Source organism: Serratia sp. BNK-12 (genome assembly GCF_047456085.1).
Taxonomy (GTDB): Bacteria; Pseudomonadota; Gammaproteobacteria; order Enterobacterales; family Enterobacteriaceae; genus Serratia; species Serratia liquefaciens.
In genome coordinates, this window is record NZ_CP179896.1 from 2,131,618 (window position 1) to 2,155,008 (window position 23,391).

Sequence of the window (23,391 nt, forward strand, 5' to 3'; positions counted from 1 at the left end):
GAAATGTGGGAGTATATTATAAGCCCGGTGAGCTTATGGAGGTTAACGCTTACTATATGCACGAGAGTAAGTCACTGGGAGTTTTATGCTTAATGTTGATTAAGCTATTTTCCTTTTTTTGCTTAGCGATGCAATAACGGCGTCGATATAAATTTGAGCTTGAGTTACGGGTTTTTCTATAACTGTGGAAAATAAAGCCTTCCAAACGAATGACAGTCTTTTTTCGATGATAAAATGCATCAGGCTGGCAATAATGAAAACGGTTGTTATAATTGCTATGTAGACGAATATTTTATTTTCATTTGTTGCGAATTTATTTAGCATCATATATCCAAAGTGGGCATGAATTAAGTATACGGGATATGTTAATGCCCCGGCTAATTTTGAACCTTTTAATTTAAGTTTTTCAGATGCTGTAGTGTTCTGAAAGAAGAAAAATAGATAGAACAATGTTATTACCGCTGTGATGATATAAGGAGAATGACCAGGGGAAACGATGTTTCCTGTGCTCTCAACGCGATTTGTAATGTAAAGAGTACTGATTACATATAGGAAGGTGATTACTAAAAATCTTGGTAGGGTAAAACGCTCTCTTAACATTGCAAATAAGGCGCCGGAAACAAAGTAACCATAAAATCCGCCAAGATAAACACGATTCTCCATGCCGAAAAAATAAGATATTATTATTACTACACCCCAGGCGACAATGATTTTTTCCAAATGCTTATTAAGCCCAAATAGTAGTATGGCAAATATAAAAAGATAAAATTTCAATTCAAATATTAGAGTCCAGTAAACTCCGTCAACATTATCAACACCGATTAATGATTGTAGCATGGTGAGGTTGATAAGGATTTCCTTAATATTTACGGACATTGAGTTTCCGCCGAGGAAAAACGCAAACAACGATGTGAAGAGAATTGCAAACCAATAGGCCGGGTAAAGTCGTATGACACGAGAAGTCGCGAATTTAGCTGCACTTCTATTTTTAGCTGAATAAAATATTACATATCCGCTGATCATAAAAAATAGCTCAACACCTAGATATCCATATTTTGTAATGTTTGATATGCTGGTTATTAAGTCAATGGAGTAAACTTTTCCATTGCTTATGCCATTGAATGTATAATGATAAAGAACAACCATTAATGCAGCGAATAAACGTCCGTAATCCAAAAGTTCGAGCCTTTTCATCTTATAAGTCCTCGTGCACTATGTTTCTAATTCATTTGAATAAATTATTAAAAATAGAAATTCAAACATAAATTTTTGCTCTCTATAGGTTGTGAACTAATTACATATCATTGTTCCTGATTCATTTTTTAAATTTAAAGTTAAATCTTAGTAGGAAAATTGTTAATTACAATGGTATTTTTGAAAATTTTTAGTGATTGATATATAGGAAAATTCTTAGGATTATTTTGATTCTTGTTTTTTTGTCCTCGTCAATGGGAAAGACTGGTAATTATAAAAATCAGACTTTAGCCAGTATGGTATCCATTGAAAAACTGCGGGTAATGATGGGCATCTCAGGAATGCAGAGTTGGATTGATTTTAATGTATTGATTTATTATTAAATTATTGAAGTGGATTCTGTAGTTGAGCTTGTTTTTATAGACTGCGCTCTACTTTACAGCTTCAGCGCGTAAACCCCAGTTTCATTAGTTAGCCTTTGGTTTGACGACTATATTTACGTTTTGATTGATTATTAAACTGTTAGGCGTGTGATCCTGACTGAAATCCAGCTCAATTCAGAGACGTCATTTAGGCATGATCTTCGTACCATTTAGCGGAAGGATCGATGAGGATGATGCGATTTACCGAAGAGCAGGTTGCGTCGTCATGAAACAGGTTGATCTCGCTACGCAAGTGCCAGCCGTCAGTCATAGATTGAGCATCTTCAATGCCACATTTCATTTCCATGATCCTCGACGACCTTGCCCTGTCAGCGCTGGCACTGATGGCGTCCAATGACGGCGCCATAACAAGTGCAATAATCTCTGTCGTCAGCCAGTTCACATGGCTGCATAAAACACAGGGATTTGTACGGTTATGGAGGAGTCATGAAGTGTTATTTGATTTTGTTGTTGATGGCCTGTCTTGCATTGTCCGGCTGCGTCGCAGCTTATTACCGCTAAGGAGAGTGGCATGCGTTATCTGATGATTGTATCGCTGATTTGTTGTTTAAGCGCCTGTGCCTCTTTGTATTACAGGTGAATGGCGATGAGACGACTAACCGCTATCGCATTGCTGATGCTGACAGGTTGCGTGTCGGTGTATGGGCCGACAAAAGCCGGTAATCAACCTGCCGAGGGCACGACAGGTGATGCATCCGTTCCTTCGGCAGCCGATGACGGCAGCCTGATCGGTAACCGAAAACCGGATGAACTGTTCACGCGCACCCTGGCCATTTTCAGCGCGAAAGGGATAACCCCAACGTTGACCGACAGTCGCCTTGGCGTTATCGGGGCTGCCGGGAGCGAGGCCGAACTGGCGGGGCTTTATCTGGATTGCACCGACCAGGCGACCCCGTCAAATCTGACGGAGGAATATCGAATACTGGTGCAGATTTATAGCGCCGGGGAGGGAAGTCATGTCATGGTGCAGGTTAGCGGGGTTGCCGGGCTGACGGCTGCGGATGGCAATGACAAAGTGAAACCCTTTGAATGCAAATCCAGCGGCGTGCTGGAAAAGGACTTGCTGGAGGCCTGGCGAAAATAACGGGCGTAACGTCATCACCCCGATAGGGACGAGGTGTTGACGTTTTTCACTTTAGGGCTTCTTGGCTACCAGTACGGCACGCAAGGGCGCGGGGTAGCCTTCGACGGTTTTGCTCGGGTCTTGTGGATCAAGGAATTCGGCCAGTGACTCACTGGTCATCCAATCGGTACGGCGTTGCTCTTCGGTGCTGGTGACGCACATGTCGGCGATTTTAACGTCGACGAAACCGCACTTCTCCAGCCAGCATTTCAATGCTTCGGCTGACGGAATAAAGTAGACGTTACGCATTTGCGCGTAGCGGTCACCGGGTACCAGAACCTGATGGCGATCGCCTTCCACCACCAGCGTTTCCAATACCAGCTCACCTTCGGAAACCAGCTGGTTTTTCAACTGATACAAATGGTCCAGCGGTGAGCGGCGATGGTACAGCACGCCCATTGAAAATACCGTGTCGAAAGCGGCCAGCTCAGGCAGTTGCTCAATACCGAGCGGCAACAGGTGGGCGCGTTGATCGCCGCCCAACAGCTTGCGCACCGCTTCGAATTGGCACAGAAACAGCTGCATCGGATCTATGCCCACCGCCAGATGCGCACCCGCGCCAACCATGCGCCACAGGTGATAACCGCTGCCGCAGCCGACGTCGAGAATGGTGCGTCCAGCCAGCGGTGAAATGTGCGGTAATACGCGATCCCACTTCCAGTCGGAATGCCATTCGGTGTCGATATCGATGCCATACAATGAGAACGGGCCTTTGCGCCACGGCATCATGGTGCGCAGCATCTTTTCAATGCCTTCCAACTGGCCCGGCGACAAAGGGGGTTCCATCTCGGCACGGACGCCGTGCAACAAATCAAGCTGGGTGGGGGTCAGTGCCGGTAAATGTTCAACCGAATTAAACCACTGCTTGAATTTACCGTGTAGCGACTCGCGCTGCCAGGCGCTGAGCTGTGCCGGCAGGGTATCCAGCCAGTGGCTGAGGTTGCTTTTCGCGATGCGTTGATAAAAATCGCCAAACTCAATCATGCTGCGGCTCCCGCTTTCAACGCGATCAGTGAACCGAAGTTAAAGCACTGGAACCAGACTTCCGCATGCTCAAAACCGGCCTGTTTCAGACGGGCTTTGTGGGCGTCCACGGAGTCAGTCAGCATGACGTTTTCCAGCATGCTGCGCTTCTGGCTGATTTCCAGCTCGCTGTAACCGTTGGCACGTTTGAAATCGTGATGCATGTTGAACAGCAATTCGCCGACATCGGCATCTTCAAAGCTGAACTTCTCCGACAGTACCAGTGCGCCGCCTGGGCGCAGACCGCGGTAAACCTGTTCCAGCAGGCGCAGGCGGTCGGCGGGTTCGAGGAATTGCAGGGTAAAGTTCAGGACTACCATCGAGGCGTTTTCGATGTTGATATCAAGGATATCGGCTTCGATAACGTCTACCGGGGTGTCGGCGCGGAAGGCATCAATATGACGGCGGCAGCGCTCGACCATGGCCGGAGAGTTGTCGACGGCGATGATGTTGCAACCCGCCACCTTGATATTCCGCCGCATCGACAGCGTGGCTGCACCCAGCGAACATCCCAGGTCGTAAACCCGACTGTCGGGCTGCACGAAACGCTCGGCCAGCATGCCAATCATGGAAATGATATTGGAATAGCCTGGAACGGAACGCTGGATCATGTCAGGGAACACTTCAGCGACGCGTTCGTCGAAGGTCCAGTCGCCCAATTTGGCGATCGGGGCAGAAAAAAGAGTATCGCGGTTTGGCATAGCGGAAAATCGGTTCAGAATTCGAAGGGGCGTATTCTAACAGATAATGACAAAAAGCGCAGCGGAAGCAGGCGGCGTAGCCGCCTGAGGACGAACAGGGGATTAATGCAGGCTAAAAATAAGATCCCATGGCAGATAGAAAATATTGGCCAGTACCATTAACACCAGCGAAATGTAGGTGGCCGCCATGCCCGATCGACGCCAGCGCACCTCGCGGTTACGCAGACCGTAGTAATGCACCAAACGGCCGGCCATCAGCATCAGACCGCAAATATGGATCATCCATATTTCAGCGCCGTTCATCTCCATGATCACCAACAGCACTGCGGCGATAGGAATGTATTCTACGGCATTGCCGTGAACGCGGATTGCAGTTTGCAGCTCATAAAAACCGCCGTCCCCGTAGGCGACACGGTATTGCATCCTTAACCTAACCACGTCATAAGAGAGTTTGATCAACAACAATGCGCCGAGCACTACATAAAGCGCGCTTACCATTTTTAACTCCATTCCCTAACCAAAACTGGCAGCCAGCATCATAGCCGCCATTGCAATCACTGTCGCGAGGAAAAATCTGATGTAATTGGTCAGATTAATCGGTCAAAACAGCGCATCCTGCTCCGGCCAGTCCGGTGGAGGGGGTAAATTCGGAATAGCCTGATACAGCTGCTGCCAGATTTTCTGTGCCTGCTGGGGGGAATCACCATTATCCGGCGTATGTATAAACAGAAAAGGTTGGTGCTGTTGCTGCCAAACGGGCAATTTCTGCTGCCAGGCGTCGAACCAGCGCAGGTTATCTTGCAGCACATCGCCGCCGATGAAACGTACCAGCGGATTGTTGGCGGTGACCAGAGCATGCACCGGCAGCTTGGGCTTTTTCTGCTGGGCATCGCGCACGGCGGCGCTGTTGGGCAGGGCGTGATGCACCGGCCGGCTGTCGAGGATCACCCGGTTGATACCCCGCTGGTGTAACCCCTGATTCAGCAGCCGCTCTTCCTCGCCTTTGTCGAAAAACGCCGGATGCCGCACTTCCACGCCATAGGTAAACTCTTTCGGCAAAGCGTCGAAGAACTGCCACATCGCCGGTAATTCCGCCGGGCCGAACGCCGCCGGCAATTGCAGCCACAGCTGGCCTATGCGCTGATGCACCGGACCCAAGCAGTGGTAAAATGCCTGCAGATCGGCGGCGCAGTTACGCAGTGCAGCCTGATGGCTGACGGTGGCGGGGAACTTGAAACAGAAGCGAAAATCATCGGTGGTCATATCGCGCCAGCGCTGGACTATTTCCAGTTTGGGTAACGCGTAGAAGGTGGTATTGCCTTCCACGCAGTTAAAATAGCGGCTGTAATCCGCCAGATCGCGCAGCCCGATACGATTCCAGGCCGGGTGTTGCCACTGTGGGAGTCCGATATACATCAAGCTAGCATCTTCCTTAATTTTCCCTGCCAGTCAAAGGTGGGCGCAGCAGGCGGCGCCTCTACAAGTTAGCGTTACTGGTCGAGTGCGGCAACAATTTCGCGGGTGCTGCGAACACGCGCCAACCGCGGGAAGATATTATCGAAAGCAAACTGGTGCATTTCAGCATTTTGCGCACTGCAGAGATCTTCGGCTATCACTAACTCGTAGCCGTGTTCCCAGGCCGCGCGAGCCGTAGATTCCACGCCAATATTGGTAGAGATACCGCCCAGCACCACCGATTTAATGCCACGGCGACGCAGTTGCAAGTCAAGATCGGTGCCGTAAAACGCACCCCATTGGCGCTTGGTCACCAGAATGTCGCGGTCGCTCACCGCCAGGGATGCCGGGAATTCCCACCAGTTGGCAGGCAATCCGCCGGCAGGGGCGGGAGACGGTTTGTCCACCGGCTGTTTCAGCGCTTCGGCGAAAGAGTCGGACCAGCCGACGCGTACCAGGATCACCGGTGCCCCCAGCGAACGGAAATGTGCCGCCAACTGCGCGCCATTGGCCACCACGCTTTCGGCGCTGTGTGGGCCACCGGCGAAGGGCAGGATGCCGTTTTGCAAATCAATTAATACCAGTGCGGTGGTGTGAGCATCAAGTTTCAACATGGAAATATCTCGTGACAAGGTGGATGAAATACGCGCAGCTTAGATAGCGCGCTAAACAAGCATCGATTCAGGCTACGTGAAAAAAGCATCACCGGTTAATGAGAAATTTGTTAATCAATGTGTTACTTCGGGCAAAAACACACCATTTAGTGCTGCAACAAAGCTGTGTTCGCACTTATCTGGCGCATGAATTTCCTTTATAATGATCGCCTTTTTTCAGCTCACTTTACTCCAACGACCTATGCCGATTTATGAATATGCATGTGGTGCTTGCAGCCACCGGTTAGAGAAGTTGCAAAAATTTTCCGATGCGCCGCTGACGGATTGTCCGGCGTGTAGGCAGCCCGCGTTAACCAAGCTGATTTCTTCCACCGGTTTCCAGTTAAAGGGTACCGGTTGGTATGCAACCGACTTCAAACCGGGCAAGTAAATATACCCTATAGCTTTCGAGTTGCAGCCAGGCAGCCAGCTATCTCGCCTCTGGTGCCTACTTGAGTAAGTCACTGGGGTGAGAGAGTGCAGATAACAACGCTGCAACTTGAAAGATGACGGGTATTGAGTTCATCAGAAAACAGCCGCGTGGCAGGCGCCAAAAGCCCGCGCGGCATCGGCTTAAGCCAAAAGGATAGCGTATGCGTACTGAATATTGCGGGCAGTTGAATCTGTCTCACGTGGGCCAGGAAGTCACTTTGTGTGGTTGGGTCAACCGTCGTCGCGATCTGGGCGGCCTGATCTTTATTGATATGCGCGACCGCGAAGGCATCGTGCAGGTGTTCTTCGATCCGGACCAGAAGGCCGCGTTCGACAAGGCGTACGACCTGCGCAATGAATTCTGCATCCAGATCGTCGGCACCGTGCGTGCCCGTCCGGACAGCCAGATCAATAAAGATATGGCTACCGGTGAAGTAGAAGTGTTCGCCCATGCACTGGAGATCATCAACCGCTCCGAGCCACTGCCGCTGGATTCCAACCAGGTCAACACCGAAGAAGCGCGCCTGAAATACCGCTACCTGGATCTGCGTCGCCCGGAAATGGCCGATCGCCTGAAAACCCGTGCCAAAATCACCAGCTTTGTGCGCCGCTTTATGGACAGCCACGGTTTCCTCGATATCGAAACCCCGATGCTGACCAAGGCCACGCCGGAAGGCGCCCGTGACTATCTGGTCCCGAGCCGCGTACATAAAGGCAAGTTTTATGCGTTGCCACAGTCGCCGCAGCTGTTCAAACAGCTGTTGATGATGTCCGGTTTCGACCGCTACTACCAAATCGTCAAATGCTTCCGCGACGAAGACCTGCGTGCCGACCGTCAGCCTGAATTTACCCAGATCGACGTGGAAACCTCTTTCATGACCGCCGATCAGGTGCGTGAAGTGATGGAGAAACTGGCGCGTGAACTGTGGCTGGACGTGAAGGGCGTAGATCTGGGTGATTTCCCGGTCATGACCTTCGAAGAAGCCATGCGTCGCTATGGCTCGGACAAGCCGGACCTGCGTAACCCACTGGAGCTGGTGGACGTTGCCGATCTGGTGAAGGACGTGGAATTCAAGGTGTTCTCCGGCCCGGCTAACGATGCCAAAGGCCGCGTTGCCGCGATCTGTGTACCTGGTGGTGCGCAGCTGACCCGTAAGCTGATCGATGAGTACGGCACTTTCGTTAACATCTATGGTGCCAAAGGCCTGGCCTGGCTGAAGGTCAATGACCGTGCCGCCGGCATGGAAGGCGTACAAAGCCCGATTGCTAAATTCCTCAGCGCAGAAGTACTGGAAGCAATTCTGGCGCGTACCAACGCGCAGAGCGGCGACATTCTGTTCTTCGGCGCCGACAGCTTCAAGATTGTCACCGATGCGATGGGCGCGCTGCGTCTGAAGCTGGGCCGTGATTTGGAACTGACCAAGCTGGACAGCTGGGCACCGCTGTGGGTCGTGGACTTCCCGATGTTCGAAGAAGACGGCGAAGGTGGTCTGGCAGCGATGCACCACCCGTTCACCGCACCGCGCGACATGAGCCCGGAAGAGCTGGCCAACACGCCAATCAATGCCATCGCCAACGCCTACGACATGGTGATTAACGGCTACGAAGTGGGTGGCGGTTCCGTGCGTATTCACCGTAGCGAAATGCAGCAGACGGTATTCAGCATTCTGGGTATTAACGAACACGAGCAACGTGAAAAATTCGGTTTCCTGTTGGACGCGTTGAAGTACGGTACGCCGCCGCACGCCGGTTTGGCCTTCGGTCTGGACCGTCTGGTGATGCTGCTGACCGGCACCGACAACATTCGTGACGTGATCGCCTTCCCGAAAACCACCGCTGCGGCCTGCTTGATGACCGAAGCACCAAGCTTCGCGAACCCGGCGTCGTTGCAGGAGCTGGCAATCAGCGTGGTAAAGAAAGCGACTGACGATTCAAATGTAGAGAACCAGTAATGAACTACAAGCGTCCCGAGTCTATTCTGGTAGTGATTTATGCCAAATCCAGTGGTCGGGTGCTGATGTTACAGCGGCGCGATGATACCGAATTCTGGCAGTCGGTGACCGGCAGCCTGGAGGAAGATGAGTCGCCGCCGCATGCCGCACGGCGTGAGGTCATGGAAGAAGTCGGCATCGATATCGAAGCAGAGAAACTGCCGTTGTTCGATTGCCAGCGCTGTGTGGAGTTTGAACTCTTTGTCCATTTGCGACATCGCTATGCCCCGGGAACCACGCGCAATAAAGAGCACTGGTTCTGTCTGGCTTTGCCTGAAGAGCGCGATCCGGTGATTACCGAGCATCACGCCTACCAGTGGCTTGAGGCGGCGGAAGCCGTGAAGTTGACCAAGTCCTGGAGCAATCAGCAGGCGATTGAAGAGTTTGTGATTAATTCAGTCCAGTAATTTTTTTCGGAGATTTTTTATGGCAGGTCATAGTAAGTGGGCCAACACAAAGCACCGTAAAGCAGCGCAGGATTCCAAGCGCGGTAAAATTTTCACCAAAATTATTCGCGAGCTGGTGACCGCCGCGAAACTGGGCGGTGGCGATCCGGGGGCTAACCCGCGTCTGCGTGCGGCGATCGACAAGGCGCTGTCCAACAACATGACGCGCGACACCCTGAACCGTGCCATCGCGCGTGGGGTAGGCGGTGATGATGATACCAATATGGAAACCATCATTTATGAAGGCTACGGCCCGGGCGGCACTGCCGTCATGATCGAGTGCCTGAGTGACAACCGCAACCGTACCGTGGCGGAAGTGCGTCATGCCTTCACCAAGTGTGGCGGTAACCTCGGCACCGACGGCTCCGTGGCTTACCTGTTCACCAAGAAGGGCGTGATCACTTACGCAGCGGGCCTGGATGAAGACGTGGTGATGGAAGCTGCGCTGGAAGCCGGTGCTGAAGATATCGTCAGCTACGACGATGGCGTTATCGACGTCTTCACCGCCTGGGAAAACCTGGGTGAAGTGAAAGACGCGCTGACCGCTGCCGGTTTCACCGCCGAATCGGCAGAAGTTTCCATGATCCCATCGACCAAAGCCGATATGGATGAAGAAACCGCGCCTAAGCTGCTGCGCCTGATCGACATGCTGGAAGACTGCGACGACGTGCAGGAGGTTTACCACAACGGTGAGATCTCCGACGAGGTTGCTGCGACGCTGTAATGGGGTTGAAGTACGGCGCTGTCTTGTGGCAGCGCCTGGCGAAGTTAATGCTTAACGCAAGGTGGGTGTAGGGATGACGATCATACTCGGTATCGATCCCGGATCGCGCGTCACCGGTTACGGCCTGATTCGTCAGCAGGGCCGCCAGTTGAGCTATATTGCCAGCGGTTGTATTCGTACCGTAGTGGATGACATGCCGACGCGCTTAAAGCTGATTTATGCGGGCGTCAGTGAAATCATTACCCAGTTTAAACCAGACTTTTTCGCTATTGAACAGGTGTTTATGGCGAAGAACCCGGATTCGGCGCTCAAGCTTGGGCAGGCGCGCGGCGTGGCTATTGTTGCTGCCGTGAACCAGAATTTGGAAGTGTTTGAGTATGCGGCACGTCAGGTTAAACAAACGGTGGTCGGTACCGGCGCGGCCGAAAAAGCACAGGTGCAGCATATGGTGCGCTCGCTGCTTAAGCTGTCGGCCAATCCTCAGGCCGATGCCGCCGATGCGCTGGCGATCGCCATTACCCACTGTCACCTCAGCCAAAACGTGCTGCGGATGAGCGAAGGGCGATTGAACCTGGCGCGTGGACGTTTAAAGTAACGCTTAATCAGTTCCGAGGCTGGATATCCATCCAGCCTTAGTTTGATAACAAACACCCGAAAAGCGTGGTTTTCGGATGTTTGGGGTAAACCTGTAGACATCATCCTTTGTTTTTATTAGCACTCAGATCGCTGATGTTAAATATAGAGGACTTTGTCAGCAGTATGAGGCTGGATATTCATCCAGCCTTTTTTATGTTATAAGCTTTAGCAGCACGGCATGGCAGAAGGTCATGCTCAGGAATTCAGCAGGAGGGTAAATGATAGGTCGTCTCAGAGGTTATATTCTGGAAAAGCAACCGCCACTGGTATTACTGGAGGCAAACGGCGTGGGCTATGAAGTGCATATGCCGATGACCTGCTTTTATGAACTGCCTGAGCTGGGGCAAGAGGCTATCGTGTTTACCCAATTTGTGGTGCGCGAAGATGCCCAACTGCTGTATGGCTTCAACGATAAACAAGAGCGCGCGCTGTTTCGCGAACTGATTAAAGTGAACGGCGTTGGCCCTAAGCTGGCGCTGGCCATTCTGTCCGGCATGTCAGCGCAGCAGTTTGTCAGCGCGGTTGAGCGTGAAGAGATCACGTCGCTGATAAAATTGCCGGGCGTAGGCAAGAAAACCGCAGAGCGCCTGGTGGTCGAAATGAAAGACCGCTTCAAAGGGCTTAATGGCGATCTGTTTAACAGCAGCAGCGAAATCACGCTTCCTGCCACAGCGGCGAAAGCGGCCGAACTGGATGCGGAAGCCGAAGCAGCCTCTGCGCTGGTGGCGCTGGGCTACAAACCGCAGGAGGCCAGTCGCATGGTCAGTAAAATCGCCAAGCCGGGTGCAGATTGCGAAACCCTGATCCGCGACGCGCTGCGTGCCGCGCTGTAAGCGCCGATAAGGGGTAGAGAATGATTGAAGCCGATCGCCTGATTTCTGCCGAGCCGATCAATGAAGAAGAAATTCTTGATCGCGCCATCCGGCCGAAGCTGCTGACGGAGTATGTCGGTCAGCCGCATGTCCGCGAGCAGATGGAAATCTTTATTCAGGCTGCCAAGCAGCGTGGCGACGCTCTGGACCATTTGCTGATCTTCGGCCCGCCCGGGTTGGGGAAAACCACGCTGGCCAACATCGTTGCCAATGAAATGGGCGTTAACCTGCGCACCACCTCCGGGCCGGTACTGGAAAAGGCGGGCGATCTGGCGGCGATGCTGACCAACCTGGAACCGCACGACGTCCTTTTTATCGATGAAATCCACCGTCTGTCTCCGGTAGTGGAAGAAGTGCTGTATCCGGCGATGGAAGATTACCAACTGGATATCATGATCGGTGAAGGCCCAGCAGCACGCTCGATCAAACTCGATTTGCCGCCGTTCACGCTGGTGGGGGCAACCACTCGCGCCGGTTCCCTGACTTCGCCACTGCGCGATCGCTTCGGCATTGTGCAGCGTCTGGAGTTTTATCAGGTTGCCGATCTGCAGCACATCGTTTCACGCAGCGCTAACTGTCTGGGGCTGGATCTGTCGGACGAGGGCGCACATGAAGTGGCTCGCCGTGCGCGCGGTACACCGCGTATCGCCAACCGTTTGCTGCGTCGGGTACGCGATTTTGCCGAAGTCCGCGCCAATGGCGTGATCAATGGCGAGGTGGCGATGCAGGCGCTGGATATGTTGAACGTTGACGCCGAAGGCTTCGATTACATGGACCGCAAACTGTTGCTGGCGATAATCGACAAGTTCACCGGCGGCCCTGTGGGCCTGGATAACCTGGCGGCAGCGATCGGCGAGGAAAGGGAAACTATCGAGGACGTGATCGAGCCGTTTCTGATCCAGCAAGGTTTCATCCAACGCACGCCGCGCGGGCGCATGGCCACCAATCATGCCTATAAGCACTTTGGCATGGTGCGCGAAGAGTAAATATTACGCCGTAATCCGCATTAAAAAGGGCCGCTAATTGCGGCCCTTTTGCTATCTGCGAGAGGGAGGTCAGGCTTGCTGCTTCCTGGACAAGCTCAGGACGAACAGCACCGCCGCACTCAGTACCACCGATGGGCCGGCCGGGGTATCGTAAAATGCCGAGAAGGCCAATCCACCGGTCACTGCCAGCACACCCACCAGCACCGCGTAGGCGGCCATTTGCTCAGGGGTTCGGGCGAAGCGCCGTGCGGTAGCGGCCGGAATGATCAGCAGTGAGGTGATGATCAGCGCGCCGACGAATTTCATCGCCAGACCAATGGTCAGGGCGGTAACCAGCATCAGTACGGTACGAGCACGGACCAGATTGACCCCGTCAACATGTGCCAGCTCTGGGCTGACGGTCATCGACAGCAGGTTGCGCCACTGCCACCACAGGATCAACAGTACGACACTGACCCCAATGGCAATCATCCAGATATCGGTGAAGGTGACCGACAGCAGGTCGCCAAACAGATAGGCCATCAGGTCGACCCGCACGTTGGACATCAGCGCCACCACCACCAACCCCAACGACAGCGCACTGTGCGCCATAATACCGAGCAGGGTGTCAACGGAAAGTTGCGGACGACGCTCCAGCCACACCAGCACCAGCGCCAGCACCAGCGTCACGGCAATCACCGCATAGAAAGGATTTACGTCCAGCAGCAGCCCGAAGGCCACACCCAGCAAAGAGGCGTGTGCCAGGGTATCGCCAAAATAGGACATCCGGCGCCAGACCACAAAGGAGCCTAATGGACCGGCGGCGGCGGCCAACAACACCCCGGCCAGCCAGCCGGGTAATAACAGTTCGATCATGCCTCACGGCCCCCGGTTTTCTTCAACACAATTCGTCCTTGCAGGTCGTGACGGTGATTATGGTGGTGACGATAGACCGCCAATTGCTCCGCACCGCGGTTGCCGAACATGGCGATGAATTCAGGATGCATCGAGACCACTTCCGGTGCGCCGGAACAGCAGATGTGTTGGTTGAGGCACAGCACTTCATCGGTTTTCGCCATCACCAGATGCAGGTCATGGGACACCATCAGAACCGCGCAACCCAGTTCTTTGCGCAGTTGGTCGATAAGATCGTACAGCGCCAGTTGGCCGTTGACGTCAACCCCTTGCGTTGGCTCATCCAGCACCAGCAGTTGCGGTTTGTTCAGCAGCGCCCGCGCGAGCAGTACGCGCTGATTCTCGCCGCCTGAGAGTTTTTGCATCGGCTGATCGAGCAAGTGCGCTGCGTGCACGCGTTTCAGCGCGGGCAGAATATCGGCTTTCTTTACGCCGGGTTTCAGGCGCATAAAGCGGCTTACGGTGAGTGGCAGGGTGGCGTCGAGGTGCAGTTTTTGCGGCACGTAACCGATACGCAGACCCGGTTCGCGTTCCAGCGTACCTTCCGTTGGCGCAACCAGCCCGAGTACCACGCGCACCAGCGTGGATTTGCCCGCGCCGTTTGGGCCGAGCAGCGTCAGAATACGGCCCGGTTGAAGGCTGAGCGAAATATTCGACAGCACCTTACGGTTACCAAAGGAGACGGAGATATTTTTTAGCGTTGTCAGTGTGGACATCTCATGATTACATTTTGCAGAACTAACCGAATGTTATAATATCACGCCTCGCTGATGAAAACGACGGGATTACTGATAATGGCACATAAAAATAAATGGCTGCAGCGCACGTTGCTGGCTAGCGCACTGATGATGGCCGGACCGCTGAGCAGCGCCTCTGCGGCGGTAGTGACATCCATTCGCCCACTGGGCTTTATCGCCTCCGCCATCGCCGATGGCGTAACGCCGACCGAGGTGCTGCTGCCGGATGGCGCCTCGCCGCACGATTTCGCCTTGCGACCTTCCGATATCCAACGCCTGCGTGCCGCCGATCTGGTGGTGTGGGTAGGCCCGGATATGGAAGCTTTTCTGACCAAATCCCTAACACCGGTGTCGGCTAATCGTCAATTGGCCATCAGCGAACTGAGCGGAGTAAAACCGCTGTTGATGAAGGGCGAAGACGACGATCATGAGCATGAACACGACCATGATCATGCAACGGATGCGCATAATCATGCCGATCACGATGAGGGCGATGGGCACCATCATGGCGAATATAACATGCACGTTTGGCTGTCTCCGGAAGTGGCAAAAGTGACCGCGATCGCGATTCACGACAGGTTATTGGAACTTATGCCACAGAATAAGGACAAATTAGACGCAAACCTGCGCCAGTTCGAGAATCTACTGACGCAAACTGACAAAAATGTTGGTAACATGCTCAAGCCTGTGCAAGGCAAAGGATATTTTGTTTTTCATGATGCTTACGGCTATTTTGAGAAACATTTCGGTTTGAGCCCGCTGGGCCATTTCACCGTGAATCCCGAAATCCAACCTGGAGCACAGCGCTTACACCAAATTCGAACACAGTTGGTTGAGCAGAAAGCAGTCTGCGTTTTTGCTGAGCCACAATTCAGGCCGGCCGTAATCAATGCCGTTGCCAAAGGGACCAAAGTGCGTTCTGGAACGCTGGACCCGCTGGGCACCGGCATCGCACTGGGGAAAGACAGCTACGGGAACTTCCTGACTCAGCTGTCAAACCAGTACGTGAGCTGCCTGAAGTAAAGATTATGAGGATAAAATCGAGTGCAGCAGATAGTCCGAACTATCGCTCTGGCGTATAACAATCTGCCACGGCCCCACCGCGTCATGCTGGGGTCGCTGACAGTGGTTACATTGGCCGTTGCCGTCTGGCGGCCTTTTGTTTATCACCCAGAACATAACCCCATCGTTAAAAGCATTGAGTTAGAATCCAGCCAGTTACGATCCTTGCTGCCAGAAGCCAGCGAACCGATCGATCTCGACCAAGCCACCCCCGATGATGACATCCCACAGGATGAGCTGGACCAAAAGGTCGCCGGCGAGGATGGCGTGCATGAATATGTTGTTTCTACCGGTGATACGCTGGGCAGCATTCTGACCCAATACGGCATAGATATGTCGGATGTCACGCTGTTGGCATCGCAAAACCGCGATCTGCGTAATCTGAAAATTGGCCAGCAGCTGTCATGGACGGTGAACGATGCCGGCGATCTGCAGCGTTTGACCTGGGAAGTTTCCCGGCGTGAAACCCGCACCTATGACCGCGTAGGTAACAACTTCAAAGAAACCCAGGAGTCGCAGCAGGGCGAATGGCGCAACAATGTGATCAGCGGTCGTCTGAACGGCAGCTTCGTCAGCAGCGCCGGCGATGCCGGTCTGAGCCGTGCTGAAATCAATGCGGTGATCAAAGCGCTGCAGTGGCAGTTGGATTTCCGCAAACTGCGCAAAGGGGATCAGTTCTCGGTACTGATGTCCCGCGAACATTTTGACGGCAAGAGCGCACAAAGTCAGCTGCTGGGCGTGCGTATGCGCACCGGCGGCAAAGACTATTACGCCATCCGTGCCGAAGACGGTAAATTCTACGATCGTCAGGGCTCGGGCCTGGCACGCGGCTTCATGCGTTTCCCAACCATGAAGCAGTTCCGCATCTCTTCAAACTTCAACCCACGCCGGGTGAATCCGGTCACCGGGCGCATTGCGCCGCACAAAGGCGTCGACTTCGCGATGCCGGTCGGTACTCCGGTGCTGGCGGTGGGCGACGGCGAAGTGTTGATCGCCAAACGCAGCGGCGCCGCGGGCAACTACGTGGCCATCCGCCATGGTCGCCAGTACACCACGCGTTATATGCACCTGAAAAAGCTGTTGGTTAAGCCAGGCCAGAAGGTGAAACGGGGTGATCGCATTGCGCTATCCGGCAACACCGGGCGCTCAACCGGCCCGCATCTGCACTTCGAAATGTGGACCAACCAGCAGGCGGTCAACCCGCTGACGGCGAAACTGCCGCGTTCAGAAGGGCTAAGCGGTAAAGATCGCAGCGATTATCTGGCGCAGGTGAAAGAAGTGGTGCCTCAGCTGCAGCTGGATTGATCCCTTTGCCCCGGCGCGTTACCGCGCCAGTGATTCCATCGGCCTGATTACGGGCCGATGTTGTTTTATATTGGTGCTTCGCCGTTGTGAATTGCAAAATCACCCTTTGCAATTATGATTAGCCGAACCGCTATGTTAAGAGCTTGTGCATGCAAAACGAGAAAAAATCGAACCTAGAGTTCATTCCGCAATTTCAGAAAGCCTTTTACCATCCGCGCTACTGGGGCGTTTGGCTGGGAACCGGGTTAATGGCCGGTATTTCACTGGTGCCTGCACGTCTGCGCGATCCTGTGCTCGGCGCCGTGGGTAAATTGGCCGGCAAGGTGGCAAAAGGCGCTCGACGCCGTGCGCGCATCAATCTGTTGTACTGCCTGCCTGAGCTGCCCGAAAATGAGCGTGAACATATCATCGACGAGATGTTCGCCACCGCTCCGCAATCGATGATCTTGATGGCGGAGCTGGCCTGTACCCAACCTGAGAAAGTGTTGAAGCGCGTTCGCTGGCACGGTGAAGAGGTGCTGGATAAAATCCGTGAAGAAGGGCGTAACGTGATTTTCCTGGTACCACACGGGTGGGCGGTGGATGTTCCTGCGATGCTGATGGCAGCTCGTGGTCAGCCGATGGCGGCGATGTTCCATAACCAAAGCAACCCGCTGGTCGATTATCTGTGGAACACCGTACGTCGCAAGTTCGGCGGTCGCATGCATGCGCGTAATGACGGTATCAAGCCGTTTATCAGTTCTGTGCGTCAGGGGTATTGGGGCTATTATTTGCCGGACCAGGATCACGGAGCAGAACACAGCGAATTCGTGGATTTCTTTGCGACCTATAAAGCTACGCTGCCTGCGGTCGGGCGTCTGATGAAGGTCTGTCGTGCGGCCATTGTGCCGCTGTTCCCGGTGTATGACGGCAAAACCAGCATGCTCGATATCCATATACGTCCGCCGATGGACGACCTGGCGACGGCCGACGATCGCACCATTGCCCGCCGGATGAATGAAGAAGTGGAGAATCTGGTAGGTCCCAACCCGGAACAGTACACCTGGATCCTCAAACTGCTGAAAACGCGTAAAGAAGGGGAAATAGAACCCTATTCGCGCGACGATTTATACCGCTAAGCTCAGTTTTGGCGTCGGGCCAAGGGCCAGTCATCTGTGGGTGACTGGCCCTTGCTGTTTCTGGCGGTTCAAATATGCACCAGGCAACCTTGGGCAATCAGCGGCTCCAGCACGGCAGGCATTTCGGCAAAGTTGTTCCAGCGCAGATCCAACCGCTGTAACTGGGTTAACTCGGCCAGGCTGTCAGGCAGGGCGCTTAGGCGGTTAGCGCGCAGATCCAACGTGGTCAGTGCCTTAAGCTGACCAAAAGACGTCGGTAGCTGTTGCAGGCGGTTGGTTCTGAGGTTGAGGTGAGCCAGGTTGGCCAGCCGACCCAAAGTGGTTGGCAGCTGGCTGATAGCGTTATTTTCCACATCCAGCACCCTCAGCGCAGAGAGTTGGGCTATTTGCTCTGGTAGTGCAACCAGACGATTATTCATCAGGTGCAGTTCCCGCAGGGCGGTCAACTGGCCGAATGTCTCAGGCAACGAGGCAATCTGGTTATTGTAAAGCCGCAGTTCCTGCAGCGCGCCGAGTTGCACGATTGCCGTAGGCAATTCGCTCAGTTGGTTATCTGTCGCATTCAAATACCGCAGTTTATGTAACCGCCCCAGTTCGAGGGGCAGATCGCGAAAGGTGTTATCGCTGAGGTATAAATAAGTCAGTTCACGCAGCTCACCGATCCCGGCCGGTATCTGGTTGGCCTGGTTATGGCCGCAATCGAGCATGGCCAGCTGTTTCAACAGGCCTATTTCAGTTGGCAGTTCGCTGAGTTGGTTGCAAGAGATGTTCAACACCTGCAGATCGGCATGCTGCAAAATCTGCCGTGGGAATTGCCGAAGCCGATTGTTATACAGACTGATTTTTAGCAGTGAGTTGCCTTGTAGACAGGTATCGTCCAGATTTTCCAACCCCTGACCGTCCAGATCCAGACTTTGTGCCGTGCGGTTTTGCTGTGGGTGTTGATGAAGCATCGAAGCCTCTCCGTTTGCCATGGTGGCGACAGGAGACGAGTTTAACAGGGGGAAAGGGCGGTGCGGGAAAAAATGCCGGCCGCGTTAACGGCCGGCGGCAGGACAGATTACTCGACGCGCAGAATACGGCTGGTGTTGGTGGTGCCAACGGTTTCCATCACGTCACCCTGGGTGACGATCACCAGGTCACCCGAGACCAGGAAGCCTTTATCACGCAGGCGGTTAACCGCGTCATTGGCGGCTATAACACCGTCGTTATGGCTGTCGAAGTACACCGGGGTCACGCCGCGATAGAGTGCGGTCAGGTTCAGCGTGTGTTCATGGCGCGACATGGCGAAGATAGGCAGGCCGGAGCTGATGCGTGACATCATCAGTGCGGTACGGCCGGATTCGGTCATGGCAATCAGCGCGGTAACACCTTTCAGGTGGTTGGCTGCGTACATTGAAGACATGGCGATAGCCTCTTCAATGTTGTCGAACTGTACGTCCAGGCGGTGCTTGGACACATTGATGCTTGGGATCTTCTCCGCGCCCAGGCAAACGCGCGCCATTGCGGCTACGGTTTCGGCCGGGTATTGACCCGCGGCGGTTTCGGCAGACAGCATCACGGCGTCGGTGCCGTCCAGCACGGCGTTCGCCACGTCCATTACCTCGGCGCGGGTCGGCATCGGGTTGGTGATCATCGACTCCATCATCTGGGTCGCGGTGATCACGGCACGGTTCAGGGTGCGAGCACGGCGGATCAGCTTTTTCTGGATGCCGACCAGCTCAGGATCGCCGATTTCGACGCCCAGATCGCCACGGGCAACCATCACTACGTCGGAGGCCAGAATGATGTCATCCATGGCTTCGTCGCTGCAGACGGCTTCGGCACGCTCAACCTTGGAAACGATCTTGGCGTGACAGCCAGCATCGCGCGCCAGACGGCGGGCATAGTTCAGATCTTCGCCGGTGCGCGGGAAGGAAACCGCCAGATAATCGACGCCGATTTTTGCTGCGGTGACGATATCGGCCTTGTCTTTCTCGGTAAGGGCTTCTGCGGACAGGCCGCCACCCAGTTTGTTAATGCCTTTATTGTTGGACAGCGGGCCGCCAACGGTCACTTCGGTAAAGACTTTCATACCCTGAACTTCGAGCACTTTCAACTGTACGCGGCCGTCGTCCAGCAGCAGTACGTCGCCCGGCACCACGTCGGCAGGCAGGCCTTTATAGTCGATACCGACCTTTTCTTTATCGCCTTCGCCCTTGGCCATGTTGGCATCGAGCAGGAATTTATCACCGATGTTAAGGAAGATTTTGCCTTCCTTAAAGGTGGAAACACGAATTTTCGGCCCTTGCAGGTCACCCAGAATAGCGACGTGACGTCCCAACTTGGCAGCGATTTCGCGCACTTTGTCGGCGCGAGCCTGATGATCTTCTGCCGTGCCGTGGGAAAAGTTTAGCCGAACTACGTTTGCGCCTGCGGCAATGATCTTTTCCAGATTATTGTCGCGGTCAGTAGCCGGACCCAGGGTGGTAACAATTTTGGTTCTTCTGAGCCGTCTGGACATGTATTACTCCGTTGACTGGTGAAGCAAATTTTTGGTGTTGCGATAACGTCGGATAACGAAACCTGGAGTGAAATGTAATTTTACTACACTGATGTTTCACCTGGGTTACCCGCATGAGCGTTTTAACAGGGTACTGCCTCTAATGCCGCCGTCCAGATGATCTTGAACGACAGGTTTTTTCACATCGGTTACGAGTCGAAATTGTTGGGGATAACGACACCCTTATCAAAGCGCGATTCTTTCAACGCTTCCTTGACCCGCTTCAAGTTATCTCTGAATTTGGCCCCTCTGCGCAAGGTAAATCCGGTGGCGAGCACGTCTATGAGCGTTAATTGCGCAATTCGTGACACCATCGGCATATAAACGTCGGTATCTTCGGGAACATCAAGCAACAACGCCAGGGTTGCCTCGTGCGCCAGAGGGGTATCGCGTGAGGTGATGGCGATAACCGTGGCGTCGTTTTCACGCGCCAGTTGCGCCATTTCCACCAGGTTTTTGGTGCGACCGGTGTGGGAGATTAACACCACTACGTCCCCTTCGCTGGAATTCATGCAGCCCATACGTTGCATGACGATATCGTCGAAGTAGACCACCGGGATATTAAAGCGAAAAAATTTGTTCATCGCGTCGTGAGCGACCGCCGCAGAGGCCCCCAAACCGAAGAAAGAGATTTTTTTTGCCTGGGTAAGTAGATCAACCGCACGATTGATTGCGGCAATATCCAAATTTGCCTTTACTGTATCCAGACTGGCCATCACCGATTCGAATATTTTACCGGTATAGGCATCGACGCTGTCATCTTCCTCCACGTTACGGTTTACGTACGGAGTGCCATTGGCCAGGCTTTGGGCAAGATGCAGTTTGAAATCGGGGAAGCCTTTGGTATCGAGACGGCGACAAAAACGGTTGACGGTGGGTTCGCTGACGTCTGCCATTCTGGCCAGCGTCGCGATACTGGAGTGGATGGCGGTCTGCGGGGAGGCCAGGATCACCTCAGCGACTTTCCGTTCAGATTTGCTCAGCAGCTCCAGATGACTCTGGATTTTTTCCAGCGTATTCATATAACGAGGGTCACTCATGGTTTATACCCGTCGCATTTCAAGCTACAGCGGGGTGATGGCAGTTGCTATAACTTGAAATCCATAGGGTATGTCGATTTCAATCAAAGGAGAAATCAATGCCGGTTTAATGGAAATATACTACGTGCTGGTAACCGTTGGCAGTGTCGACAGAGGGTATGCAGGCTTTTTTCATCAGAACATGACCTGTGTCTAACTTTCATAATGGTAAAAGAGCATCAAAAAAGACAGAAAATTACAGTTTTTGGCTCGGGCACCTACGTTTAGAGCCGGTAGCGCTTAACACTGCATTTTCTGGGGCTTTTTTTCTACTTTTGATCCGGGTTTACTGGCCGTAGTCAAAGAGAGTACATTAGTAATGTAAGAAAATTACAAATATCCTGCAACGAGGAGATGAACATGGCGGTAACCTCTACAGCCCAGGCGTGTGACCTGGTTATTTTCGGCGCGAAAGGCGATTTGGCGCGTCGTAAGCTGTTGCCTTCCCTGTACCAGTTAGAGAAAGCCGGTCATATCCATCCGGATACCCGCATCATCGGCGTCGGCCGTGCCGAGTGGGATAAAGAAGCCTATATCAAGGTGGTCAAGGAAGCGCTTGGCACCTTTATGAAAGAAAAACTGGATGACGAGCTCTGGGCGACGCTGAGCGCGCGCCTGGATTTCTGCAACCTGGATGTGAACGACAGCAAGAACTTTACCAAATTGGGTAAAATGCTGGACCAGAAACATCGCACCACCATTAACTACTTTGCCATGCCGCCAAGCACCTTTGGCGCGATTTGCAAAGGGTTGGGCGAAGCCAAGTTGAACCACGAGCCGGCGCGCGTGGTAATGGAAAAACCGCTGGGCACCGATCTGGCTTCTTCACGCGTGATCAACGATCAGGTCGCGGAATATTTCAACGAGAGCCAGGTTTATCGTATCGACCATTATCTCGGTAAAGAGACGGTACTGAACCTGCTGGCGCTGCGCTTCGCCAACTCGTTGTTCGCCTCCAACTGGGATAACCGCACCATCGACTCCGTACAGATCACCGTAGCGGAAGAGGTGGGTATTGAAGGGCGCTGGGGCTACTTTGACCAGGCCGGTCAGATGCGCGACATGATCCAGAACCACCTGTTGCAAATCCTGACCATGATTGCCATGTCGCCACCGGCGGATCTGACGACTGACCGTATTCGCGACGAGAAAGTGAAGGTACTGCGTTCACTGCGCCGCATCGATCAGACCAATGTACGTGAAACCACGGTGCGTGGTCAGTACACTGCTGGCTTCGTGCAGGGCAAAAAGGTGCCGGGTTATCTGGAAGAGGAAGGGGCGAATAAAAGCAGCAATACTGAAACCTTCGTCTCAATCCGCGTTGATATCGACAACTGGCAGTGGGCCGGCGTGCCATTCTACCTGCGTACCGGTAAGCGTCTGCCGACCAAATGTTCTGAAGTGGTGGTCTACTTCAAGAACCCGCCATTGAACCTGTTCAGCGATTCTTACCAGCAGTTGCCGCAGAACAAATTGACCATTCGTCTGCAGCCGGATGAAGGCATCGAAATTCAGGTGTTGAACAAGGTGCCGGGTCTGGATCACAAGCACCGTCTGCAAACCACCAAGCTGGATCTGAGTTTCTCCGAAACCTTCAACCAGGAGCATGTGGCTGACGCCTATGAGCGTCTGTTACTGGAAACCATGCGTGGCATCCAGGCGCTGTTCGTGCGCCGCGACGAAGTGGAAGAAGCCTGGAAGTGGGTTGACTCCATTATGGACGCGTGGAAAGCGGATAACGAGGCACCTAAGCCGTACCAATCCGGCACCTGGGGCCCGGTCGCTTCAGTGGCGATGATCACCCGTGACGGCCGTTCCTGGAACGAGTTCGAGTAATCACCCTGCCGGCAGCTTATCTGCCGGCATTTTTTTGCCCGCAGTACCGGGGCGCAACATCACTTGGGGTACGGCCGGACGCCTACGCTTTAATGCGTGGGGCCCTGTGGCAGGGGCGTGCCATTGATAACCCGTAAGT

The 23,391-nt window shown here is 53.6% G+C and carries 24 protein-coding genes; 12 read left to right on the forward strand and 12 right to left on the reverse strand.

The window, feature by feature from the left end:
- Positions 1-99: 99 nt before the first annotated feature.
- Positions 100-1,194, reverse strand: a complete 1,095-nt coding sequence (locus ACMGG1_RS09780) for an acyltransferase family protein (protein ID WP_128864713.1) — start codon at positions 1,192-1,194, stop codon at positions 100-102.
- Between the two features lie 570 nt (positions 1,195-1,764).
- Positions 1,765-1,887, reverse strand: coding sequence for a hypothetical protein (locus ACMGG1_RS09785; RefSeq protein ID WP_259217537.1), 123 nt, complete (start codon positions 1,885-1,887; stop codon positions 1,765-1,767).
- Between the two features lie 336 nt (positions 1,888-2,223).
- Between ACMGG1_RS09785 and ACMGG1_RS09790 the strand changes: the two genes are divergently transcribed.
- Positions 2,224-2,721, forward strand: coding sequence for a hypothetical protein (locus tag ACMGG1_RS09790; protein ID WP_232807799.1), 498 nt, complete (start codon positions 2,224-2,226; stop codon positions 2,719-2,721).
- Between the two features lie 51 nt (positions 2,722-2,772).
- Here ACMGG1_RS09790 and cmoB read toward each other — a convergent pair whose 3' ends face one another.
- The 5 genes from cmoB to ACMGG1_RS09815 form a co-directional block, all read right to left on the reverse strand.
- Positions 2,773-3,744 carry a tRNA 5-methoxyuridine(34)/uridine 5-oxyacetic acid(34) synthase CmoB gene (cmoB, locus tag ACMGG1_RS09795; protein ID WP_128864711.1) on the reverse strand — a complete coding sequence of 324 codons (972 nt, stop codon included), beginning with the start codon at positions 3,742-3,744 and terminating at the stop codon, positions 2,773-2,775.
- Positions 3,741-4,484: a carboxy-S-adenosyl-L-methionine synthase CmoA gene (gene cmoA / locus ACMGG1_RS09800; protein WP_046373343.1), complete on the reverse strand. Its 744-nt coding sequence runs from the start codon at positions 4,482-4,484 to the stop codon at positions 3,741-3,743. The genes cmoB and cmoA overlap by 4 nt, the downstream gene beginning before the upstream one ends.
- 102 nt (positions 4,485-4,586) lie before the next feature.
- Positions 4,587-4,982, reverse strand: a complete 396-nt coding sequence (locus ACMGG1_RS09805) for an MAPEG family protein (RefSeq protein ID WP_020827270.1) — start codon at positions 4,980-4,982, stop codon at positions 4,587-4,589.
- A gap of 102 nt (positions 4,983-5,084) precedes the next feature.
- Entirely contained in the window at positions 5,085-5,900 is an 816-nt protein-coding gene (locus ACMGG1_RS09810) for a DUF72 domain-containing protein (protein ID WP_046373344.1), read from the reverse strand.
- 74 nt (positions 5,901-5,974) lie between these two features.
- On the reverse strand, positions 5,975-6,553 hold the full coding sequence (locus ACMGG1_RS09815; RefSeq protein ID WP_116690313.1) for a hydrolase: 579 nt from the start codon (positions 6,551-6,553) through the stop codon (positions 5,975-5,977).
- Positions 6,554-6,794: 241 nt separating this feature from the next.
- On the opposite strand from ACMGG1_RS09815, the gene ACMGG1_RS09820 reads away from it, so the two are divergent.
- From ACMGG1_RS09820 to ruvB, 7 genes are all read left to right on the forward strand, one after another.
- On the forward strand, positions 6,795-6,983 hold the full coding sequence (locus ACMGG1_RS09820; RefSeq protein ID WP_041415442.1) for an FmdB family zinc ribbon protein: 189 nt from the start codon (positions 6,795-6,797) through the stop codon (positions 6,981-6,983).
- Positions 6,984-7,185: 202 nt separating this feature from the next.
- The gene (gene aspS, locus ACMGG1_RS09825; protein ID WP_128864709.1) at positions 7,186-8,976 is read left to right on the forward strand and encodes an aspartate--tRNA ligase; all 1,791 of its coding nucleotides are present in this window, start codon (positions 7,186-7,188) and stop codon (positions 8,974-8,976) included.
- Positions 8,976-9,422: a dihydroneopterin triphosphate diphosphatase gene (gene nudB / locus ACMGG1_RS09830; RefSeq protein ID WP_020827265.1), complete on the forward strand. Its 447-nt coding sequence runs from the start codon at positions 8,976-8,978 to the stop codon at positions 9,420-9,422. The genes aspS and nudB overlap by 1 nt, the downstream gene beginning before the upstream one ends.
- Positions 9,423-9,441: 19 nt before the next feature.
- Positions 9,442-10,185 (forward strand): YebC/PmpR family DNA-binding transcriptional regulator, encoded by a 744-nt coding sequence (locus tag ACMGG1_RS09835; RefSeq protein ID WP_020827264.1) that lies wholly within the window; start codon positions 9,442-9,444, stop codon positions 10,183-10,185.
- A gap of 73 nt (positions 10,186-10,258) precedes the next feature.
- Positions 10,259-10,780, forward strand: coding sequence for a crossover junction endodeoxyribonuclease RuvC (gene ruvC, locus ACMGG1_RS09840; RefSeq protein ID WP_020827263.1), 522 nt, complete (start codon positions 10,259-10,261; stop codon positions 10,778-10,780).
- A gap of 259 nt (positions 10,781-11,039) precedes the next feature.
- The gene (gene ruvA, locus ACMGG1_RS09845) at positions 11,040-11,654 is read left to right on the forward strand and encodes a Holliday junction branch migration protein RuvA (RefSeq protein ID WP_020827262.1); all 615 of its coding nucleotides are present in this window, start codon (positions 11,040-11,042) and stop codon (positions 11,652-11,654) included.
- A 20-nt stretch (positions 11,655-11,674) separates the two neighbouring features.
- On the forward strand, positions 11,675-12,679 hold the full coding sequence (gene ruvB, locus ACMGG1_RS09850; protein ID WP_020827261.1) for a Holliday junction branch migration DNA helicase RuvB: 1,005 nt from the start codon (positions 11,675-11,677) through the stop codon (positions 12,677-12,679).
- Between the two features lie 69 nt (positions 12,680-12,748).
- Here the strand turns inward: ruvB and znuB are convergent, their stop codons facing one another.
- Both znuB and znuC read right to left on the reverse strand, forming a co-directional pair.
- The gene (gene znuB, locus ACMGG1_RS09855; protein WP_020827260.1) at positions 12,749-13,534 is read right to left on the reverse strand and encodes a zinc ABC transporter permease subunit ZnuB; all 786 of its coding nucleotides are present in this window, start codon (positions 13,532-13,534) and stop codon (positions 12,749-12,751) included.
- A complete protein-coding gene (gene znuC / locus ACMGG1_RS09860; RefSeq protein ID WP_020827259.1) occupies positions 13,531-14,289 on the reverse strand; it encodes a zinc ABC transporter ATP-binding protein ZnuC in 759 nt (252 codons plus the stop codon). Before znuC ends, znuB begins: the two co-directional genes overlap by 4 nt.
- A gap of 78 nt (positions 14,290-14,367) precedes the next feature.
- Between znuC and znuA the strand changes: the two genes are divergently transcribed.
- From znuA to lpxM, 3 genes are all read left to right on the forward strand, one after another.
- Positions 14,368-15,333 carry a zinc ABC transporter substrate-binding protein ZnuA gene (gene znuA, locus ACMGG1_RS09865; protein ID WP_046373347.1) on the forward strand — a complete coding sequence of 322 codons (966 nt, stop codon included), beginning with the start codon at positions 14,368-14,370 and terminating at the stop codon, positions 15,331-15,333.
- A gap of 21 nt (positions 15,334-15,354) precedes the next feature.
- A complete protein-coding gene (gene mepM, locus ACMGG1_RS09870; protein ID WP_041414635.1) occupies positions 15,355-16,677 on the forward strand; it encodes a murein DD-endopeptidase MepM in 1,323 nt (440 codons plus the stop codon).
- Positions 16,678-16,826: 149 nt separating this feature from the next.
- Positions 16,827-17,795 (forward strand): lauroyl-Kdo(2)-lipid IV(A) myristoyltransferase, encoded by a 969-nt coding sequence (lpxM, locus tag ACMGG1_RS09875; protein WP_020827256.1) that lies wholly within the window; start codon positions 16,827-16,829, stop codon positions 17,793-17,795.
- Positions 17,796-17,863: 68 nt separating this feature from the next.
- Here lpxM and ACMGG1_RS09880 read toward each other — a convergent pair whose 3' ends face one another.
- The 3 genes from ACMGG1_RS09880 to ACMGG1_RS09890 all read right to left on the reverse strand — a co-directional run bounded on the left by ACMGG1_RS09880 (position 17,864) and on the right by ACMGG1_RS09890 (position 21,359).
- Complete coding sequence (locus ACMGG1_RS09880) at positions 17,864-18,748, reverse strand: leucine-rich repeat domain-containing protein (protein ID WP_414161336.1); 885 nt, start codon at positions 18,746-18,748, stop codon at positions 17,864-17,866.
- Positions 18,749-18,855: 107 nt separating this feature from the next.
- Positions 18,856-20,298 (reverse strand): pyruvate kinase, encoded by a 1,443-nt coding sequence (pyk, locus tag ACMGG1_RS09885; protein ID WP_020827254.1) that lies wholly within the window; start codon positions 20,296-20,298, stop codon positions 18,856-18,858.
- 188 nt (positions 20,299-20,486) lie between these two features.
- Entirely contained in the window at positions 20,487-21,359 is an 873-nt protein-coding gene (locus ACMGG1_RS09890; RefSeq protein WP_020827253.1) for a MurR/RpiR family transcriptional regulator, read from the reverse strand.
- 417 nt (positions 21,360-21,776) lie between these two features.
- Here ACMGG1_RS09890 and zwf point away from each other — a divergent pair, with 417 nt between their 5' ends.
- Positions 21,777-23,252 (forward strand): glucose-6-phosphate dehydrogenase, encoded by a 1,476-nt coding sequence (gene zwf, locus ACMGG1_RS09895; RefSeq protein ID WP_020827252.1) that lies wholly within the window; start codon positions 21,777-21,779, stop codon positions 23,250-23,252.
- Positions 23,253-23,391: the final 139 nt, after the last annotated feature.

What these genes read in the sequence shown, in the direction of transcription:
- ACMGG1_RS09780 (WP_128864713.1), bottom strand. Translation starts at nt 1,194, where the DNA reads ATGAAAAGGCTCGAACTTTTGGATTACGGACGTTTATTCGCTGCATTA.
- ACMGG1_RS09785 (WP_259217537.1), bottom strand. Translation starts at nt 1,887, where the DNA reads ATGACTGACGGCTGGCACTTGCGTAGCGAGATCAACCTGTTTCATGAC.
- ACMGG1_RS09790 (WP_232807799.1), top strand. Translation starts at nt 2,224, where the DNA reads ATGAGACGACTAACCGCTATCGCATTGCTGATGCTGACAGGTTGCGTG.
- cmoB (WP_128864711.1), bottom strand. Translation starts at nt 3,744, where the DNA reads ATGATTGAGTTTGGCGATTTTTATCAACGCATCGCGAAAAGCAACCTC.
- cmoA (WP_046373343.1), bottom strand. Translation starts at nt 4,484, where the DNA reads ATGCCAAACCGCGATACTCTTTTTTCTGCCCCGATCGCCAAATTGGGC.
- ACMGG1_RS09805 (WP_020827270.1), bottom strand. Translation starts at nt 4,982, where the DNA reads ATGGTAAGCGCGCTTTATGTAGTGCTCGGCGCATTGTTGTTGATCAAA.
- ACMGG1_RS09810 (WP_046373344.1), bottom strand. Translation starts at nt 5,900, where the DNA reads ATGTATATCGGACTCCCACAGTGGCAACACCCGGCCTGGAATCGTATC.
- ACMGG1_RS09815 (WP_116690313.1), bottom strand. Translation starts at nt 6,553, where the DNA reads ATGTTGAAACTTGATGCTCACACCACCGCACTGGTATTAATTGATTTG.
- ACMGG1_RS09820 (WP_041415442.1), top strand. Translation starts at nt 6,795, where the DNA reads ATGCCGATTTATGAATATGCATGTGGTGCTTGCAGCCACCGGTTAGAG.
- aspS (WP_128864709.1), top strand. Translation starts at nt 7,186, where the DNA reads ATGCGTACTGAATATTGCGGGCAGTTGAATCTGTCTCACGTGGGCCAG.
- nudB (WP_020827265.1), top strand. Translation starts at nt 8,976, where the DNA reads ATGAACTACAAGCGTCCCGAGTCTATTCTGGTAGTGATTTATGCCAAA.
- ACMGG1_RS09835 (WP_020827264.1), top strand. Translation starts at nt 9,442, where the DNA reads ATGGCAGGTCATAGTAAGTGGGCCAACACAAAGCACCGTAAAGCAGCG.
- ruvC (WP_020827263.1), top strand. Translation starts at nt 10,259, where the DNA reads ATGACGATCATACTCGGTATCGATCCCGGATCGCGCGTCACCGGTTAC.
- ruvA (WP_020827262.1), top strand. Translation starts at nt 11,040, where the DNA reads ATGATAGGTCGTCTCAGAGGTTATATTCTGGAAAAGCAACCGCCACTG.
- ruvB (WP_020827261.1), top strand. Translation starts at nt 11,675, where the DNA reads ATGATTGAAGCCGATCGCCTGATTTCTGCCGAGCCGATCAATGAAGAA.
- znuB (WP_020827260.1), bottom strand. Translation starts at nt 13,534, where the DNA reads ATGATCGAACTGTTATTACCCGGCTGGCTGGCCGGGGTGTTGTTGGCC.
- znuC (WP_020827259.1), bottom strand. Translation starts at nt 14,289, where the DNA reads ATGTCCACACTGACAACGCTAAAAAATATCTCCGTCTCCTTTGGTAAC.
- znuA (WP_046373347.1), top strand. Translation starts at nt 14,368, where the DNA reads ATGGCACATAAAAATAAATGGCTGCAGCGCACGTTGCTGGCTAGCGCA.
- lpxM (WP_020827256.1), top strand. Translation starts at nt 16,827, where the DNA reads ATGCAAAACGAGAAAAAATCGAACCTAGAGTTCATTCCGCAATTTCAG.
- ACMGG1_RS09880 (WP_414161336.1), bottom strand. Translation starts at nt 18,748, where the DNA reads ATGCTTCATCAACACCCACAGCAAAACCGCACGGCACAAAGTCTGGAT.
- pyk (WP_020827254.1), bottom strand. Translation starts at nt 20,298, where the DNA reads ATGTCCAGACGGCTCAGAAGAACCAAAATTGTTACCACCCTGGGTCCG.
- ACMGG1_RS09890 (WP_020827253.1), bottom strand. Translation starts at nt 21,359, where the DNA reads ATGAATACGCTGGAAAAAATCCAGAGTCATCTGGAGCTGCTGAGCAAA.
- zwf (WP_020827252.1), top strand. Translation starts at nt 21,777, where the DNA reads ATGGCGGTAACCTCTACAGCCCAGGCGTGTGACCTGGTTATTTTCGGC.